This is a genomic window from Phaeobacter sp. CC-HEC084, assembly GCF_059429255.1.
The window spans coordinates 1,742,805-1,760,120 of sequence record NZ_JCAIJQ010000002.1; the positions used below are offsets into that span (position 1 = coordinate 1,742,805).

Here is a 17,316-nt window from a genome sequence, read left to right on the forward strand (position 1 = left end):
GTCATTTCTGAAGCCTGTCACTGATCAGCCCGGTCGGTATGCCGGACCATGACACGCGGAGCGCCTTCTTCGCCCGGGTAGCGGCGACGTGCAGAAGGGAGCGGTACTGGATGACGATATCTTCGCGATCAGCGGCATCAACGGCCGATTTCAGGGCGCCGGGCGGTGGGAAAGCTGCCTCTGACAGGAAGGGGATCGCCACGGCAAAAAACTCGAGCCCCTTGGCGCGGTGCATCGTCGTGATACGGACCCCGGGGACGGACCGGTCATCAGCACCAGCCTGGAGAACCACCGTCTCGATACCCTCCGCCTGCAGCGCCGCGCCAACGCGGTCAACATCCGCGCGTCGCGCGCAGAGAATTCCGATATCCGAAAGTCGAACGTTTTCCGATGGTAGACTGCGAACCCAGGTTGAAATCCCTTTCAGTTCTTCGACTTCCGAAGTGCAGCCGACCAGGTCAGGCGACACACCATGCAGGAGGCTGACATAGCCCTTGAGGGTATCGCTGCCTTCATCGAGATCATCGACGCTGACGCCTTCCAGCACCGACACAGCCCACGACCTGATTTCCTGAGTCGTCCGGTAGTTGAGCCTGAGCCGCTTAGAGCGGCCACGCACGTTGATCCCGCAGCCAGCCATACTGGCGCGGCGCCCATAGATCCGCTGGTGCGCATCGCCCACAATGAAGAGGGAATTTCGATCCCCGGATGGGCCTTCCGGGATGATTGCCCGGATCAGACGGAAGGCCTGCTCGCCCATGTCCTGCGCCTCATCCACGATCACGGCCGCATAGGGAAGGTTCGGGGCCTCGGAGGACAGGATTTCGATCGCTTCGCGATAAGCGTCATCCGGCTCGGCGAGCCCCTCACTCACCACCCGGGCGCGATAATCAGCAAAGATATCCCAGAGGGCGGCCCGTTTTCGGCGATCGAGCGGGGTTCCGCGTCCGGCCCGGGATACCTTGAGGTAGGCCCTTTTATCCATGAGACCCTTCGCCTGAACGATCTGGGCCCATTCCGCGCGGATGAACGGTTCCGAAAGACCCTCGGGAAGCTCATGGTCGTCGAACACCTCCCTCCAGACCTGATCCAGCCGTTCACGCGCCTCCCCGAAGAACGCGACCTCACGCGCGAAGCTTTTCCGCTTGAGAAACTGCGAGACCCAGCGATCGAGGTTGATCACTTCGATCCGAGGTGGTCGCGCCTCCAGATGCTCCGGGCAGAGGGTCCGGAGGTTCGCCTCGATATCCTGTGCGAGACTGGTTGTGAAAGTGGTCAACAGAACCCTTTGACCGGCCCGGGTCAGATCCTGTTTGATCTGATCGGCCAGGTGCTTCGCCCGGTGCATGGCGACGACGGTTTTCCCGGTCCCGGCGCCTCCGCGCACCATAGCCGGGCCGTTATAATCCCGATAAGCAAGCTTGCGTTGATCCGGGTGCAGGAACACGCGCCAGCCTTCGAGCCCTTCCTCGAAGACGCGCCGCAGTTCCTTTTCATCTTCGGGAATGAAAATGGTCTGGCGGCTTTCTTCAGTCTCGATCATCTGATCGAACGTCAAGTCGGCCGATGGGATTTCCGGGACGGCTTCCGTCTCTTCCGGAACGCCCGTCAGTGCATAGACCTCCTCGTCTGAATAGCCTGCTGCGAGTGCGTAGAGGATCTGATAGGTCAGCGGGTCGAACCCCTCTTCCTCCGCTTCGAGCCCCTCGATCGAAGTAAGGGCGCGGACGGCGGGGAGTTCCTCGCCCGGAACACCGAGGGCCTTCAGTCGTTTATCGGCGACTGCCGCGAAGAGTCGCGGCTCGTCCGCACCCTGGGGCTCCGCCTCGACGACGGTTACGTCGAGTTCCTCAACGACGCGGATCCGGTTCGTGTCCGGATCCAGTTTGACCCGCCGGTTTCCAGCCCATCGGTAGGCCTTGTCGTGCTCGTTGACGTGCACAAACATGATATCGCGGCCGACCTCAAACGCGATCGCGCGGTAACCCTGATCGACCCTGAGCGACTTGATCGAGCTGTCTTTCGCGCCCTCCACAGTCTCGAGATTCAATCCGTTCGCGGACGGGTCAGACATGTATTTTGTCATGAGATCCATGAACCGGATAGCCACCCGGTCCGGCAGCTTTCTCAGGCTTTTCATGCAACCGATGTCATAGGAGACCCGCTTGTTGATCGCGTTCATCATGTGTTCATCTCCTGTAGTGCCTGGATAACTTTGGTGACCGTCTCGCCGATTGGATCGCTCTCCGGATCAAACGGGATGAGCCGCCAGCTTCCCACCTCGCATGGCTTTTCCGCGATCGCGACGCCGGCTGCTTCCCAGCCGAATTCCATCATCCCCACAACCCGCCCTTCTACCAGGAGGTCATCCCCGAAACTATCCGGGCCGGGCACTTCCGCCGCGACCAGCGCGTCGATCAGGGGATGGAACAGGTCATCACAAAGGGCCCTAGCCTCGAGCCAGGCTTCGGTGTCCGCATCGGTCGGTCCGGTCCCGACCGACATATCGGGTGGCGAGAGCGTTTCGAGACCCGCCAATTCAACGTGGAAACCGCGTAACCCTTGGCACAGATTGACGAGCCGCCAGAGTCCACGCCAGGCCTCGGCATAGAGGGCTTTCGCCGCAGGCTCGTTGCCCGGATCGGGAAGTTCAGCGCGCAGAAGAAGCCGAATATCTTCGTCTGTTCCCGCCCATTCCGTCGGAGAGATCTGCTTGCAGGACAGATAGAGGTCGAGCACTCCCGCACCGATATGCTCTGTCAGGCCCGGTGTCAGCAGGAACTGCCGCCCCTCTTCCGTCAGGGAGGCCTGGCGTGGCAGCTGGTCGAGCGGACGCCCGGTCGCGACAAAGCCCCGGGTCAAGATCGACCGGCTCGGAAGATCATCATCCCTCTTGCCGTCCAGAAGGCACCAGAACCCCTCGAGGGAGCTTTCCCCCTGGAGAGCACGGACACCGTCGATGTGATCTGAGAAGCCCGGAAAGGCGCACACCCGGGAGAGCCGCCCGACCTTTTCCGCGCTCAAGGCCGGTTCCGCGAGCGGATTCAGGAAGGACCGGTTCTCCGCGTCTAAGTCTGCCCAGGCGAGGGTCCAGACCCGGACCTGACCGGACCGGATCATCAACATCCGATCGAGTAAGTCCTGGGCAACGGTATCGGCGTGATACTCAAGGCCGTCCATCTCAAGAACGACGGGCACCGCCCCGGTTTGACCTGTCTGTGTAAGAAGGAAGTCGACCCTTTTGCGGGGGAGACCCTTGAAACGGGCGTCGATCTGCACTTGGGGTTCGATCGTCCAGAGCCGAGGCCGGTCTTTCGGGCCTGCGCGCAGTACAAAACCGCGACGTCCACCCGAGAGAACCTGCGGGGTCAGTGCATCGTCCCCATACCGCGTCGCAAGGGCGTTCAGAAGTCGCTTCTCGAGCGCACTTTCGACCATGGCATCCCGGATCGACGCGTCGATCCCGGTCTCGGTCCGGCTTAGGCTGTCCCACTTCTGCAGGATCGCTTCCATCATTTGACGGGCGCGATCCCGATCCGGTTCACCAGGTCCGAACTGGGACCGATACGGCTTCACGCAGCGGAAGCAGCCGTTCCGATCCGGTTCCTGGTTACAGGGACAGTCCCGAAGCGCCTCAGCCGCGCGACTGATCACCGCCTTCATCGTGTCCGGGTGCTCTCCGACCTGCCGCAGGTACCCGGACCCGCCCGGGACCGCATCATACAGGTAGAGGCTGCGGACGGTGGTTATCCCGTCGAGCCGGGCTTCAAAGATCGTGGAGCGGAGGTGATCGACCTTCCCCGCGAAATGTCGGCGCATGCCGAGGTTGATCGCGGCGACGAAGCTTTTCAGATCATCGTCATCCGCCTCACCGACGACAGGGATCACGATCCGGATCGCTTCGGTGTCGAATTTCCGCATCAGGAAGACCCCGGTCTCCCACCTCTCGCGGGCGAGATCCGGTTCGCGGGTGACTTTACAGCTTGGCGGATGGGTCCCGCGATCCGCCTCATCCTTCGGCGGTTTCTGGAGCGTGCCGCAGTGTCGGCAGATCCGGAACGGCTGCGCCGGTCGCTTTTCCCCGGCGATTTTCGGGCCCGGAAGTGCTGATTTCGGCCCGAAGTTGAAGTCCCGGAAGGCACAGTGGGGCAGAAACTCGAATCCGAAAGGCGCGCCGCTCTCCCGAGTGGTGAACCAGGAAGAGGCGATGTCTTCCGGCCCGTGGAAGGGCATCAGAACCCGGTCGAACTGACGCTGGTCCCGCTGATCCCCATCCCGGATCGCTGCCTTCTCCTCGCTGTCCACAGAGATCACGGATTTGAGCTGGACGACATCGTGGTTGGACCCGGAGTCGGACCACATCTCATCCCCGCAGCGCGGGCAGGTACTGGTTTCCGCGCCTTCGATCCGATCCGCGACATGGGAACAGGAGGGACAGAAGGTCCAGCGGCTCAGATCTTCCTTCCCGATCTCGATCCGCTCGATTTCGACCTGCCGCCCGTTTGCATAAAAGTACTGCCCCGGTGCGAACTCTGCCAGAGCCGAGCTGGCCGGGCGGGAATACTCGACATAGAGAAGCCCATCCTCGTCCTTCGACGCGGTTTTGGAAGGATCGTTGCGGCGCGACAGGATTGAGGTGAGCTTTACGCCCTCTTCCGGGAAGGCATAGTTCGGCAGGATCCCTTTGTCGGTGAGGAATTTGATCACCGACACGTCATCAATCCCGCTCCGGATCAACCGGTTGATCTCGGTCCGGTCCCGCGCGATCTCGCCCTCGCGCTTCTCGAACTCGTCATCGGTCAGCTCGGCGCGACGTTTACGCAGCCGAGTAAGCTCCTTCGTGGCCTCCTCGCGCTTCTCGATCAGTCGAGCCTTCTCGGCGGCAGCGCCATCGAATGCCGCGCCGATCCGCCACCCGATCGAGGTTTCATCGGTCCCGGTCAGGAAGCCGCGAACCCGGTTCACCAGATCGGTGCGCGCCTGAACATCTGGCGGAAGCCCTGCCAGGAAGGCTGTCGCCAACTCATCCCCCCTGGCCTGGACCAGATCCAGCCATTCAATGGGGAAGCCCTCCGTCGCCCCGGAGGAGCGGCGTTTCAGGACATCGCGCACCTTCCCGTAATCCCCTGCCTCGGCAGTGGCCGCGACATAGGTATCAAGGGTGAAGGCCGTGACCTGACGCAGAAGGACCTCTTCCGCTGCGAGGAAGACCCCTGGGGGGCGCACCTGGCCCGCGAGCATCGGAGTCGGATCTTCCCAGAACTGAAGGTCGTGGGCCCGCGAATTGGCGAGGACCATGTTCAAGGCATTCCCGTCGCGGCGTCCGCTTCGGCCCATACGCTGGACGTAATTCGCCTCCTCAGGGGGCACCGAGCCCAGAAGCAGGGTCGAAAGGTCGCCGATGTCGATCCCCATCTCAAGGGTCGGGGTCGCGGAAATAAGGTTCGGGGCCCACCGTGTCTCGCCGTTGATGAACCCGGTCTCGACCCTCAGACGCTCATCGGTTTCGAGGATGCCGGTATGCTCGCGCGCGACAACCCGGTGGTTCCGGTCGGATTGAAGGGATCGGCGCAGAGCCGGGCGCGGCGGCATGCCCGCCACCACGAGATGCCCGGAACAGCCGATCTTGGTGCAGGGGGATCCCGCCGCGAAGGCCTCGTTCTCCGCGAGGGCCGTCTCCTGCCGACCACAGCGGTCACAGGTGAGCCCGATCGCCCTGGTCGTGACCGTGATCTTGTCCGGGTCGATTAGCCAGGCGTGCCGATTCTGCCCGTCCGGACCGTTGACGCGGCGCAGGATGCTGTCGGCCTCGAGGCGCTGCAGAACCATCGGGTAGATCGTATCCGGTTCGGTTCCATAGCGGAGATCTTCCGGACCCAGGGTCCGGAACAGCCCGTCCCGATACCAGCTTACCCCCTGCGATTTCGTGATACGCTCGAACCCGATCGGTGGGTAAGCCAGTGTTACCGGGATGGGCGCAAGGCCGCGCCGACTGTCCGGAAACGGTAGCGTTCCGGTCCTGCCGACCCCGATTTGGGACGCCGCCGCGAACCAGTTCAGGCCGCGAGCGCCCGACGCCGTGGCAATCGCGCTGGCGATATAGGGATGCGCGACAGACCCTTGGCGGCGCATGCGCTGTACAACACCCGAAAGGAACCGGGTAAGAACCGCCGGATCAATGTCCGGGGCACCGGGAAGGTCGTTCTTGAGCTCGCGGGCAAGCCGCTCCGCAGAAGCGCTGAGAAGATCACTGGAGACATCCGCTGTGGCCATGCCGTTCGCTTCGAGCGTGTGGCTGAAATGCGACCGATAACTCAGGTCAACGAAATACTCCCACCCGAGGCGCAACGTCATATGACGAAGGAAACCCGTGTCGGTGATCGAGCTCCCGGCCCGGATCAGGTCCTGATATCGGCTCCGCCAGGTCTGCTCTTTCGGAATATAGAGCGCGGTGAAGGCATCCGGCCCATGTTTTTCGAGCTCCGCGGCAGGAACGGTTTCGATCACCTCCGCGAGGCTCATCCCATCAGTTTCAGCTTCCTCAAGCGCGGTGAAGAGAGATTTCTGGTAGACCGAGAGGGCGTTCCGGGTCTCGGCCACTGCCGCCCGATGCGCCGCATCCTGCACCGAGTCCGAGAACATGAGAAAGCGCGGTTTCGCCTCTGGCTCTTCCTCGTTCTGTGCCGAGGTGTAGAGGGTCCCCGTGATCCCGGTCGTCAAGCGGGCTGCCCGCATCCCGAAAAGCAGGAGACCGCGCGCTTGACCGCAGGCCGGGCAGGATCGGTCGATCCGCCCCGTCGTTGCATCCGTCGGGTCATACATCCAGACCGGTGCGGCGGGTCCGGTTTCGAGATTGTCGTGGTCTGACGGGGTGAACTCGATGCTTTCGGCGTCCAGAAGCCCCTTTACGATCCGCACACCGCCGCCCACCGCCGGAATCATCCGATCAAGGGTCTCGTGATAGAAAAGCCGGATCTTTCCGCCGGCGTTGTCATCGAAGAACTCTTCGTAGAGCTGCTCGAGCGGAGCCCAGCAGGCGGTCGAGTTCGGGTTCAGTCGCCCTACATGGGCGGTGGCCCCGCAGCGATTACAGTTCACGATCGGGAGCGAACGACGCAGGGCGTGCCTGTCGAGATCGAGGGCGTGGAACAGGTCCATCTGGGACCTGACGCCACCCGCCTCGGTCCGGGGCAGATTCGTCACCATCCGCGCCATTTCGCGGATCCAGAGCTGAAGCCGGACGTTGAACAGGGGCCTTGGACTATCGGCCGAACCGGACCGGGACCATGCGACCAGCGCCACGACCAGTTCCGCAAGCGCGCGATGATCCGCCTCGAACCAGTCCCGAAGGACCCGGACCTGCCCTAGCCCGGCGGCGATCACCTCAAGTGAGGCTGGACCGTTATGTTCGGCGATGATCTTGAGGACGCGTTGACAGAGATGGTGTTCTTTCAGCCGGTCACCAAGCGCGATCCGCCAGGCTGGGTCGGCGGCATCGCCCTCGTCGAGGAAGGCGAGGTCCCGATCGGCCCGGTCCGGGAACAGGGCTGTCGCCAGGCGATGCGCGGCGGCGGCCTGGTTCATTTCTTCCGCTTCGCGCAGGGCCGCGTGGATTTCCGCTGGGTCCGGCCGCTCGAGATATTCCGGATCCCCGAACACCTCGTTCGGCGTCTTCCGGGTCTCAGTCACCACCGCCCCTTCATCGAAGGGTTCCCCAAAAATCGTCTCGGCATAGCGCCGAAGATCAACCTTCGCGTCTTCACCCGCGCCGAGCGTGGCCGAAGACCCCACGCAGATCAGATGGTCTTTTGGGGTGTTCAAGCGGTGTTTCAGGCGGCGCAGCAGAAGGGCAAGGTCCGCCCCCTGCGCACCGTCGAAAGTGTGCATCTCGTCGACGACCAGAAACCGAAGCGTCTCCGGGTCGTTCTGCGCCCAGAGCGGCTTGTCCCGGCCGCGCAGCAGCAGGTAATCCAGCATCTTGTAGTTCGTGAGCAGGATGTCGGGCGGGTTCTTCCGCATCGTCTCGCGATGCGTGATCACGCTGTCCTCGGTCACCTCATGGGCCGGGTTACTCGGCTCCTTATCGGCATAGATCCCGGCCCGGACCCCATTCAGGGACGGGATACTGGAAATCGCGGCCGCGATCCGGCGCGCCTGGTCGGTCGCCAGCGCATTCATCGGGTAGATCAGGATCGCCTTGATCCCGGGCTTCCCCTTGTTCCGCCGACAGTGATCCAGGATCGGCCACAGGTAGGATTCCGTCTTGCCCGACCCGGTCCCGGTCGCGACCAGCGTCGATCTCATTGTCGTCCCGCTCAGCCGGGCGAAGGCGTCCGTCTGGTGCTGATAGGGCGCGAATTTCAGCGGCACTTCCGGGAAGGGCTGTGCCCACGTCCCCTCCTTCGCCCCGTCGATCTGCCGGAAAGGCATGTCGACCGAGATCCACGGCCCCTTCAGGAAGTTCGCGGGCTCGGCGATGAACCGGTCCACCATCCCCTCGAAGGCGGGGCTCGTGCTGTTCAGCGTCGTGTGGACCAGTTCGCGCAGGCTGTCCTGCACATGACGGGCGAGGAGGATCGGGTTCATCTCAGGCGGCCTCTTCGGATTTCAGCCGCTCGAAATGGGCCCAGGCGCGGCGGTAGTCCTCGATCCGGTCGCACTGGGTGAAGGGGCCGACGAAGTGGCGGGTGACGGTGCGGGGGCCGCCGGGCATCGTGTCGTCGATGGCGGTGCAGGTCAGTTCCGCCGGGTTGTCGGCGAGGATCTTCTCCCAGGCAGCGCGGCCGGGGCTCTTGCCGCGGTCGTCCAGCCAGCCGACGCCGGGCAGACCCTTGGAGCAGGTCCAGACGATCCGGCCGTTCTGGTCGTACCAGGTGCCTGCCTCGTTCTCTTGCAGGACTGGGAAGTAGATCCGGTAGATCTCGATCAACTGGTCGAGGGTCAGGCCGAGCGCCTGTGCGACCAGCACGTCAATTTCGACCAGCGCCATGCGACGAGCGAACTCGGTCCGGAGGCCTGCGGTGCGGTCCCAGGTGGCCGGGCCTTCCACCGGGCCTTCGAGGTGGAGGCGGGGGTCAGTGGAGGACCAAGGCAGGACGTCCAGCGTATGGGCATGGCGATCCCAGACTTCCGCATAGGCCGAAGTCAAACAGGCAAGACGCAATGCTCGACCGACCGCAGTTCTTTCATTTTCTACCCATGCAAAATTCCCAACGTCATCATCATGCAAATTCTGGCGCCCAGATGACTTGATGATGAAGTCATACAGGATCGAGCAGCATGAAACATGGAAATTCAGGAGGTCTGTGTCTCGTTCGAATGAAATACTTTGCACCGAGTCAACGTGCGAGACTCCGACCGGAATAAGGGCTCCGATCAGACTCCTTTCGCCATTCAGGGCAATCATTTTTCGGACAGCAACCCGATAATAGTCAGCGTGTCTCTTACTCGCATCCCATCGACACCTTGCCATGTGTTTCCTATAGTCGCCTATGGTCGTCGCAGGTCCGTAATTTGTACGTGGGAGGTACTGTTCGGACGCAGTGGCTAGATCGATGACGATGTAGTCGGCATTCGTGCGTGATATAGGTTTCGGTGTCTTGTAGAGTGGGTTACCAACATGGAAAAGCGGTCCTTGTAAGATCATCTGATCAGCAGAGCGGAAGGCTGTTTCTCTTCGGATCCTTCCATCCTTCTGCGCGCCAGATTCATGCCAATGTGCAGACATCTGCCAGAGCGGAATCTTTACCATCCGCTCGCCCGTAGGCGTGCTAACCCTGCGCTCAACCTTTGGGATCGCCTCATCCAATTTGGGGAATCTCGCCATCTGGCGGAACACGTCGAGGGTTCGAGCCGAGTGCGGTTGGATCAGCCGGGCCTCTTCGACTGGGACCGTTTGTTCCTCGGACAGGGCATGGATCACGGAAAGCGCGTCGCGATCGATCCGCATGACGCGGTCACGATGCCCGCGCGTGTCCCACTTTCCATCCTTTCCCTTAATCCCGGGAATTTCGCCAAGACCGTCCTGGTCGGAGTAGGAGTCCTCGATCTGTGAAGGCAGGAACGCGTGCGTGAACTTTTCGAAATCAACGTCGCGCGCTTCGCCGCGGTAAACGTTCAGGCTGAACTTGAGCTCGTGGTGAACTTCAGCGAAGACCTTCGTCGTCATCTTGTTGCTGAACTCGAAGTGCTTTGCCGCTCGCGCATACCAGTGCCGCCGGAACGCCCCCGACTTCGGATCGCCCAGATGCCCGTCCTGATGGATCAGCGCCGCATAGCCCTGCGGGGCGACCAGCCGGAACGACAGGTCGATGAAACAGCGATAGAGGTTGTTCGACCCGCCCCCGGCGAAGGGGTTCATCACCTCGGACGAGGTCACCTCCATCGCCCCCCGGGTCGACACGAAGTCCTGAAGGAAGGCCTCGACCGCCGGAACCGTCCGCCCCTCGCGCCGCACGGACGGGGCCTTTGGTAGCGCCTCGGGCAGGACCTTCTTCGCGTCCGACGCCGACAGCCCCGCATGAAGCGGATCGATATCCGCCAGCACCAGCCCCTCGTTCCACGAGGGCTTGGCCCAGGGCGGGTTCCCGACGATCATGTCGAACCCGCCACGCGCCTTCATCACGTCGGCGAAGATCAGGTCGAAATGTACGAAGCGCTCACGCTCGGCCACCTCGACCGCGACGCCGAGCCAGTCGAAGGTCTCGATCAGCGCCTCGACATTCGTTTCGCGGAACAGCCCGTCCTGTCGCTTTGCGGCCGCCTTGAACAGGTCGCGTGCGGGTGCGTCCGGCTCCATCAGATCAAGGAAATCTGGCGACGGATCGGCGAACTCGTCCATGCTGGGGGCGGCCAGTGATCCGTCCGGGGTAAATCCCCCTTCAAGGATCATCGCCATGCCCTGAAGGAACTCGGCCCGGCTGGGCAGCTGGTCCGCCTTGTCCAGCGGCCAGAGCCAGAGGGCGCACCACGCGTCCATCGCCGTCTTGAGCCGCTTATAGGGAAGCGTGTTCGTCGCGTGATCCGCCCCAATCAGGTGAGCGTTCAGCTTCTCCTTGGCGTGAAAGTCGAGCCCCTTGTTTCCGGCGATGACCTTGTCCGGCCAGAGCGTGATCGCGTCATTCGCCGCGGTCCGGGTCTTGCCGAGATCCTCGGCCACTTGATCGAACAGCGCCTCGGCGACCCGGCTGAGTTTCTGGACCAGCTTGACCTCGTGGGGTTCGAGCTTCTTGAAGAAGCCGTCCTTGCGCCAGGCCTTGATCCGGTCCTGCGCATCACCCGCGAATGGTGCGATCGACTTGTCCTTGTCGAAGTTCACCATGTCCTTGGCGGGGAGCAGCCACTGCCAGACATGGTTTTCCGGCAGGCGCTTGCGCCAGCCGATCTCGTCGGGTTTCGCGGTGAGCCAGAGGTCCTTCTGGGACCTTGCGTTGAGAAGCGCGGGGGCATAGGCGGCCCGGCGCGCGCCGATCAGGGAGTTCCCGGCATGGAGCTGGTCGCCGAACCACGGTGAGAAGTCGCTCGCATGAAGACTGTTCAGCCAGAGCGAGATGGCCCCGAGTTCTACGGCGATTGGGTTCAAGTCGACCCCGAAACAGTTTCGGTCTGCGATATAAGCCCGGACCCGCTGTTTCTCGAGGACGATCCGGTCCTGCGGGATCGTCTGGCCCGTCTCCTTCTGTTTCCGCTCGAGGTAGAGGTCCGCGAGCTGGTTCGTGGTCTCCACCAGGAAGGCTGCGGACCCCATCGCGGGCTCTAGAATCTTCAGGTCCAGAAGCTCGTCTGCCGTCAGGTCTCGGCACCGCTCCATGAGCGCATGCTTCACCAGCAGGCGGGCGAGCGGCTCCGGTGTGTAATACGAGGCGGACTTCTCCCGGTCCCGGCCCGCGAGGCGGTAGATGAAGGTCCCCTTCGGATAGACCAGCGCCTCCGACCCGTTGAACACGATCTCTTCCGGGGCGAATTCGCCGATCCGATTGCGGGGCACGAACCAACTCGGGGCGAGCGGATCGACCTTGTCGCGGCGGAAGGCCTCGTCCGGCTCAGTGTCGTCATCCCCGAACAGATCTTCCTCGACTTCATCGTCCGGTTCCGAGGTGTCCGCCTCTTCGCCGTCGTTGACCACGTCATTCGACCGGCCCCTGCGAGGTTTCAGCTCGATGAGGTCTGTTTTCGCGACGACCCCTGTGAAGGAGATCAGGGTTTCATAGACCGCGCCCAGCTGGCCGATCCCGAGCTTGGCGTAGGAAATCCGGCCCGTACTCTTGCCGGTGGACCGGAGCGAAAGGAGCCGGATCACCTTCTGGATCGCCTCGTTGCGCAGCATCAGCCCGTTCAGAAGCGGCGTGCTCGCCGGGTCCAGAAGGGATACCTTCACCGACGGCAGACGCAGCCCGCTGCCCTTTTCCTCATCGGCGAGATCAAGCCCGGTATAGAGAAGCGTCAGCGTCCGCTGGAGGCTTTCCCAGAGGAAAGTTCCCTCCCGATCTGCCGTCGTGCGCAGAGGAACGGATTCCAGATCGCGCAGCGTTTCCAGGGAATAACCCGTCGCATAGATCGGGTTCTTCAAGTCGAGCAGGTTCAGCCGTGGGTTCGCCTCGGCGTAGAACAGGAACAGGAGCCGGTACATATAACGTAGGGCTTCGCGCGACAGCTCCGGCCCGTCGATCCATACGTCTTTGTTCTTGCCGCCGGTGACGGTCAGAACCTCCTGACCGAGGAGTTCGATCGCGTCCCGAACTGTGCGCTTAAGCGAGGTTGTGACGGCGTTGGCGTTCCGCTGCGCCTCCTCTTCAAGCCGGTCCGAGATCGGTGCACCCTGTTCCGGCACCCGGGCCTCCCGCGAAATCAGGCAGGCCATCACGGTCAGCGTGTCCCGGTCCGAGCGGGCGAAGATTTCCTGAAGATCGAAGCGGAGGACAGACCTCGCCGGCCATTTCCTTTTGTCGATCAGAACGATCTGCGAAAGGCCGAGGACAAGAACGTGGCGTGGCCCGTCGGCGAGTTCGAACACCCCTTCTGCCAGAATGGACTCGATCGTTCGGTCCAGGAGCGCCGCTTCGCCTGCATCGGTGGGAAACTGATCCGGCGCAAAACACGCACCGAGCGGGTCCGCAGCCTCGTCCTCGGCGTCCGGAAGGGGCGACTCGATGATCCAGAGCGCATCCCGACCGGCTGCGTCCGCCACCCGGGAGATCAGTGGAATAATCGGTGCGCCTGCCAGAGCGGTGAACGCAGTATCACGTTTCCAAGCATACCCGAGTGCGCCTAAAAGGGCGTGGTGCATCTCCCGGGTCAATTCTGTTCGGCGATCCGCGTCCGAACTGTTCCGGATTTGTCGAAGGGCTTCGATGGTCGAGGTTGCAACCTGGGACAACCGCTCGATCGGATGGGCTGACTTCTCAAGGCCCGCCCACCGGGCTGTGATGTCGGAAAGCTCTTCCTTCAGAACGTCTGAGAGCGTCCCGGACGGGAAGAACTCGGCTTCGTTTTCAATACCGATCAGATCCATCCGCTCACCCCACAAATACCGCTTTGACATCGACATAGGGGTTGGGGTCATCCACCATCTGGCGGGTCCGCTCAAACCACTCTGTCCAGTCCTTGAACAGGTCCTCGATCTTCTTCTCTTTCGCGCGCCGGATCGTCAGCCGCCTCTTTTCAAGGGCGCTGAGGCCCTCGGCCGACTCCGCTGCCTCCCCGAGATCGAGGGTCAGCTGGGCCTGGAACCGGCCTTCCAGCTCCCCAAGCCGGGTCAGGACCGCGTCAAGATCCTGCTGGATCAGGGCTGCGCGTTCTTTTCCGAGCCCGCGCAGATGGGTTTGGAATCGGTCCACAGCGATTTTGATCGCAGCCTGCGCAGGGTCCAGATCCTCCACCGGACGACCAGGGGTATCCTGTGCGAGACGGACCCGGACAATAAAGTCCGGCACTTCTTCGATATGGACATCCCCGTCCGACCCCTGGGCCACGACAGCCCACCGATCGACAACCGGTGCACCGTTTGCATTCGGGATCGCACCATGCATCACGACCGCGACCTCTCCCTTGGAGAGGCCACTCAGCGGCGCGACAGGAGCAGAATGCTCCGGAAAGAAGGTGCTGGCCCGGTCCGCGAACCATTCGAGGATCGGGTGACCATCCCAGAGGTACTGCACGGTCGGCCAGGACCGCTCCTGCATCTTCGCATGATCAATCGCCCGGTTGATCACCTGCGCCTGATCGGTCAACTCGACCCGGTCTCCTGCGCCGACAGCCTCTTCGGGCATGAAACGTCCATCGACCGCGCCCTCACTCGCGTAGCCGAAACCATCCCGGGCGCGCATGTCATCCGGGATCGCGATCCGGATCGTCCGATCCCCCAGGGAGATGTCGGGCGTAGACGGGAAGGCCCGCTCTTCGCCGCGAGACAACCGGCCGATCATCGCGGCCGCATAGCTGAATGTATCCGGGAAGAGCCGCGGCGGCGCGCCTTCGGTGGCGATGTCACCGGCCGCCTTTGTCTCGGCTGGGGCTGCGTAGTCCCCAAAGAGGGCCGCAAACTCGTCATCGAGGGACATCTGAGTCTTCGCCTCGTCCGCGCGGGCATTCATCTGGGCGTCGAATGCATCTGCGCCGATCCCGGCTGACACCGCTTCCGCGACGACAGCCTCTTCCTCGTCAGCGTCGCCTTTCCCGAGGAAAACGGCCGGGTCTCCAACCCCAGACTGCGCCGCTTCATCTTTTTCGACGAGCTTTTCCAGGACCCACATCTGACGCACCTTAGGATGTGTGCTCTCGCCCACGAAATAGGTGATTAGCGGCGGGCGGTCCTGACCATAACGATCGATCCGACCGTTACGCTGCTGGAACCGAAGGAGTGACCAAGGCAGGTCGAAATGGATGAGGCGGTGGCACTGGAAGTGCAGGTTGAGACCCTCGGACGCCATGTCGGAGGCGATCAGTATCCGGATAGGGGACTTTTCCTGCCCGAAGGCGTCGATCACCTCCTGGGTCCGGACATCCGCTTCGACGCTGCCCCCATCCACGCGCGCCACCTGACCATCAGACAGGTTCAGATCCGCCTGAAGCCGCTCTGCGAGCCAGGACACGGTGGCGATACGTTCCGAAAAGATGACAATCCGGTCTCGTGGATCCTTTCCAGTCCAGCGAAGATCCCGCAACATTTTGAGAAGGTCCTGATACTTGCGGAAGGCCTCTGTATCGATCGCCGCCACCTGATCTGCGAGGTCTCGGAGCCGAAGTCGGTCTTCTTCGGTGCCCCGGGCGGTTTCGTTCTCGATCCCGCGGATGCGCCGCTCGAGCGTTTCAAGGCAGGCCGCCGGGCTTGAGAAGATCGCCTTCGCCAGCGTGGTCCGGAACAGATCGATGGCGCGGCCCCGGGTCGATTGTTCATCGAGATCCAGGTGCAGCTCGGCAATCGACTGATAGGCGATTTCCTCTTCGGGGCTAAGCGGGAAGTTTCTGCGGATCAGTTCTCGTTTCGGAACCTGTTGTCCGATGTCAGCCGCCACGTTTTTGTCGGACCGGAACCGCCTGATAACCAGATCTTCGATATCCGATCGTTGTAGCCGGGTCGGGTCTGGAACGCGCGTAGGATCCAGCATTTCGATGAGGCTCGCGAAACTCTCCTGCGACCCGTCGTGCGGGGTCGCGGTCAACAGGAGAAGCGAGTCGGTCCGCCGGGAAAGAAGCTGCGCCAGCTCGGCCCTCTGTGCGATCGTGCCGGCCGTGTTCTTCCGGGCTGCCGCGTTATGCGCTTCGTCGATGATGATCAGGTCCCAGTACGAATGCTTGATCGCATCCCGGATCTGGGCGTCCCGTTTCAGCGTGTCGATCGACACGATGGACCGGTCGAACTGATCGAACACGTTATAGTGGGCGGGGATCTTGTTCCGCATCCGACGGATCGCGGCGCTGTCGAGCCGGGAAAGTGGGATCGAGAACCGGGTCCAGAATTCCTTCTGGAACTGGGTCAACATCGCGCGGGTCGTGACGACGAGGATCCGATCCGCCCGGCCCCGTAGCGCCAGCTCCGAGGTGATCAGGCCCGCTTCAAGGGTTTTCCCGAGACCGACGTCGTCCGCGATCAGCAGCCGAACCCGGTCCTGCGCGAGAGCCCGCTCTACCGGCAGGTGTTGAAACGGCAGATCGTCGATCGCGGCCCGGCCGAGGGTCAGGGGCGTCCGCGTGGTGGTCGGGGTGTTCCGGAACGCGGCCTCGAGATGGAGTTTCGTGTCGATGAGCCCGGAGGAAGCGTCAGGAACCAGTCGCACCGCCGACGGGTCGACGACCCGAGCGCCCTTTTCCAGATCCCAGACGAACCGGGCTTCCTTGTCGCGCACCAGACCGTTGAGGCCTCGACAGTGAACCTCTCTGAAGCCGCGCTTGAGGATCGAGGTGCTCAGAACCTTCCACGTTGCCGAGCGTAAACTGATGACGGCGCCGGGGGTGGGGTATGCTGAGATCATTCTCGTTCCTGATAATTTTCGATAGGCTGTGCCTTGTAATTCTTTTCGATGATAAGACCTCAACCCGAGCGGGCCTTCGTTTCCGGAGCAATATCGACCCGGAAAGTGTTCAAACACCGAAAGGTTGTTCCATTCAAAGGGATTTTCCTCAATAACTCAAGACGATTAGGTTCTTACGCTGCGATCATCGTTGAAGAGCCTTCGCAATGCTGAAAAGCTCACGGCGCGGTTCGCAACGGCGTGCAAGCACCGAACCGGTCTTTAGCGTACGGCTCAACAGCAAAGCGCGGGACCCCCCCCGAGAAAAGGTTAAACCGGAACGACCCTGATGTCACAGATGCTACCACTGACCGTTCCGCTCCTGTGGCATGAGACACGCGACGTCCTACACAGCGCGGCTCGCCGCGCGGAACGGGCTCTCGGCGGCTGCGTTCTGCCGGGACTTCGGCATGTCGTTCCGGTCGATTGTGGATGGTGACCCTTCCGCCATACGGACGATAGCCGGCCTGACCGCAACATGCCATGCGGCGTCAAATCCGCACCGACTTGAACAAGCTTCCCCTGAGCGCGCCGGGTGGTCCGCAACTGACGCGTGATGTAGTTCAGAAATTTAAGGGTGACCCGATACGACCGGTGCGCCTTACAGACTGGCGGCCCCCGACCTTGTGGACGCATCCATCGCGCATAGACTTTGGTGGATACAGCGAACGGCCCCACGCTCAGGCATGCCCGATCTGATAGGGTCCTCGGCTGTTCAGTGGGAGGCGCGAACCTTATGGTTTTCCCTGGCACGACCACGGGTATTTCGGACCGGACCCATCCGACGCTCTTCACCCACTTCAGGGAT

General features: G+C 62.3%; 4 protein-coding genes. All 4 read right to left on the minus strand.

Annotated elements, in window-relative coordinates:
- Position 1: 1 nt before the first annotated feature.
- The 4 genes from AC5SSZ_RS08600 to AC5SSZ_RS08615 are packed head-to-tail and all read right to left on the minus strand — an operon-like array spanning position 2 to position 16,469.
- Positions 2–2,185, minus strand: coding sequence for a UvrD-helicase domain-containing protein (locus AC5SSZ_RS08600; RefSeq protein ID WP_495437872.1), 2,184 nt, complete (start codon positions 2,183–2,185; stop codon positions 2–4).
- Positions 2,182–8,586 (minus strand): DEAD/DEAH box helicase, encoded by a 6,405-nt coding sequence (locus AC5SSZ_RS08605; protein WP_495437873.1) that lies wholly within the window; start codon positions 8,584–8,586, stop codon positions 2,182–2,184. Before AC5SSZ_RS08605 ends, AC5SSZ_RS08600 begins: the two co-directional genes overlap by 4 nt.
- 1 nt (position 8,587) lies before the next feature.
- Positions 8,588–13,510, minus strand: a complete 4,923-nt coding sequence (locus AC5SSZ_RS08610; RefSeq protein ID WP_495437874.1) for an Eco57I restriction-modification methylase domain-containing protein — start codon at positions 13,508–13,510, stop codon at positions 8,588–8,590.
- Between the two features lie 4 nt (positions 13,511–13,514).
- Positions 13,515–16,469: a DEAD/DEAH box helicase gene (locus AC5SSZ_RS08615; RefSeq protein WP_495437875.1), complete on the minus strand. Its 2,955-nt coding sequence runs from the start codon at positions 16,467–16,469 to the stop codon at positions 13,515–13,517.
- Between the last annotated feature and the right edge of the window lie 847 nt (positions 16,470–17,316).

Excerpts from the sequence above, each read along its gene's own strand:
- AC5SSZ_RS08600 (WP_495437872.1), bottom strand. The coding sequence starts at position 2,185 with ATGATGAACGCGATCAACAAGCGGGTCTCCTATGACATCGGTTGCATG.
- AC5SSZ_RS08605 (WP_495437873.1), bottom strand. The coding sequence starts at position 8,586 with ATGAACCCGATCCTCCTCGCCCGTCATGTGCAGGACAGCCTGCGCGAA.
- AC5SSZ_RS08610 (WP_495437874.1), bottom strand. The coding sequence starts at position 13,510 with ATGGATCTGATCGGTATTGAAAACGAAGCCGAGTTCTTCCCGTCCGGG.
- AC5SSZ_RS08615 (WP_495437875.1), bottom strand. The coding sequence starts at position 16,469 with ATGATCTCAGCATACCCCACCCCCGGCGCCGTCATCAGTTTACGCTCG.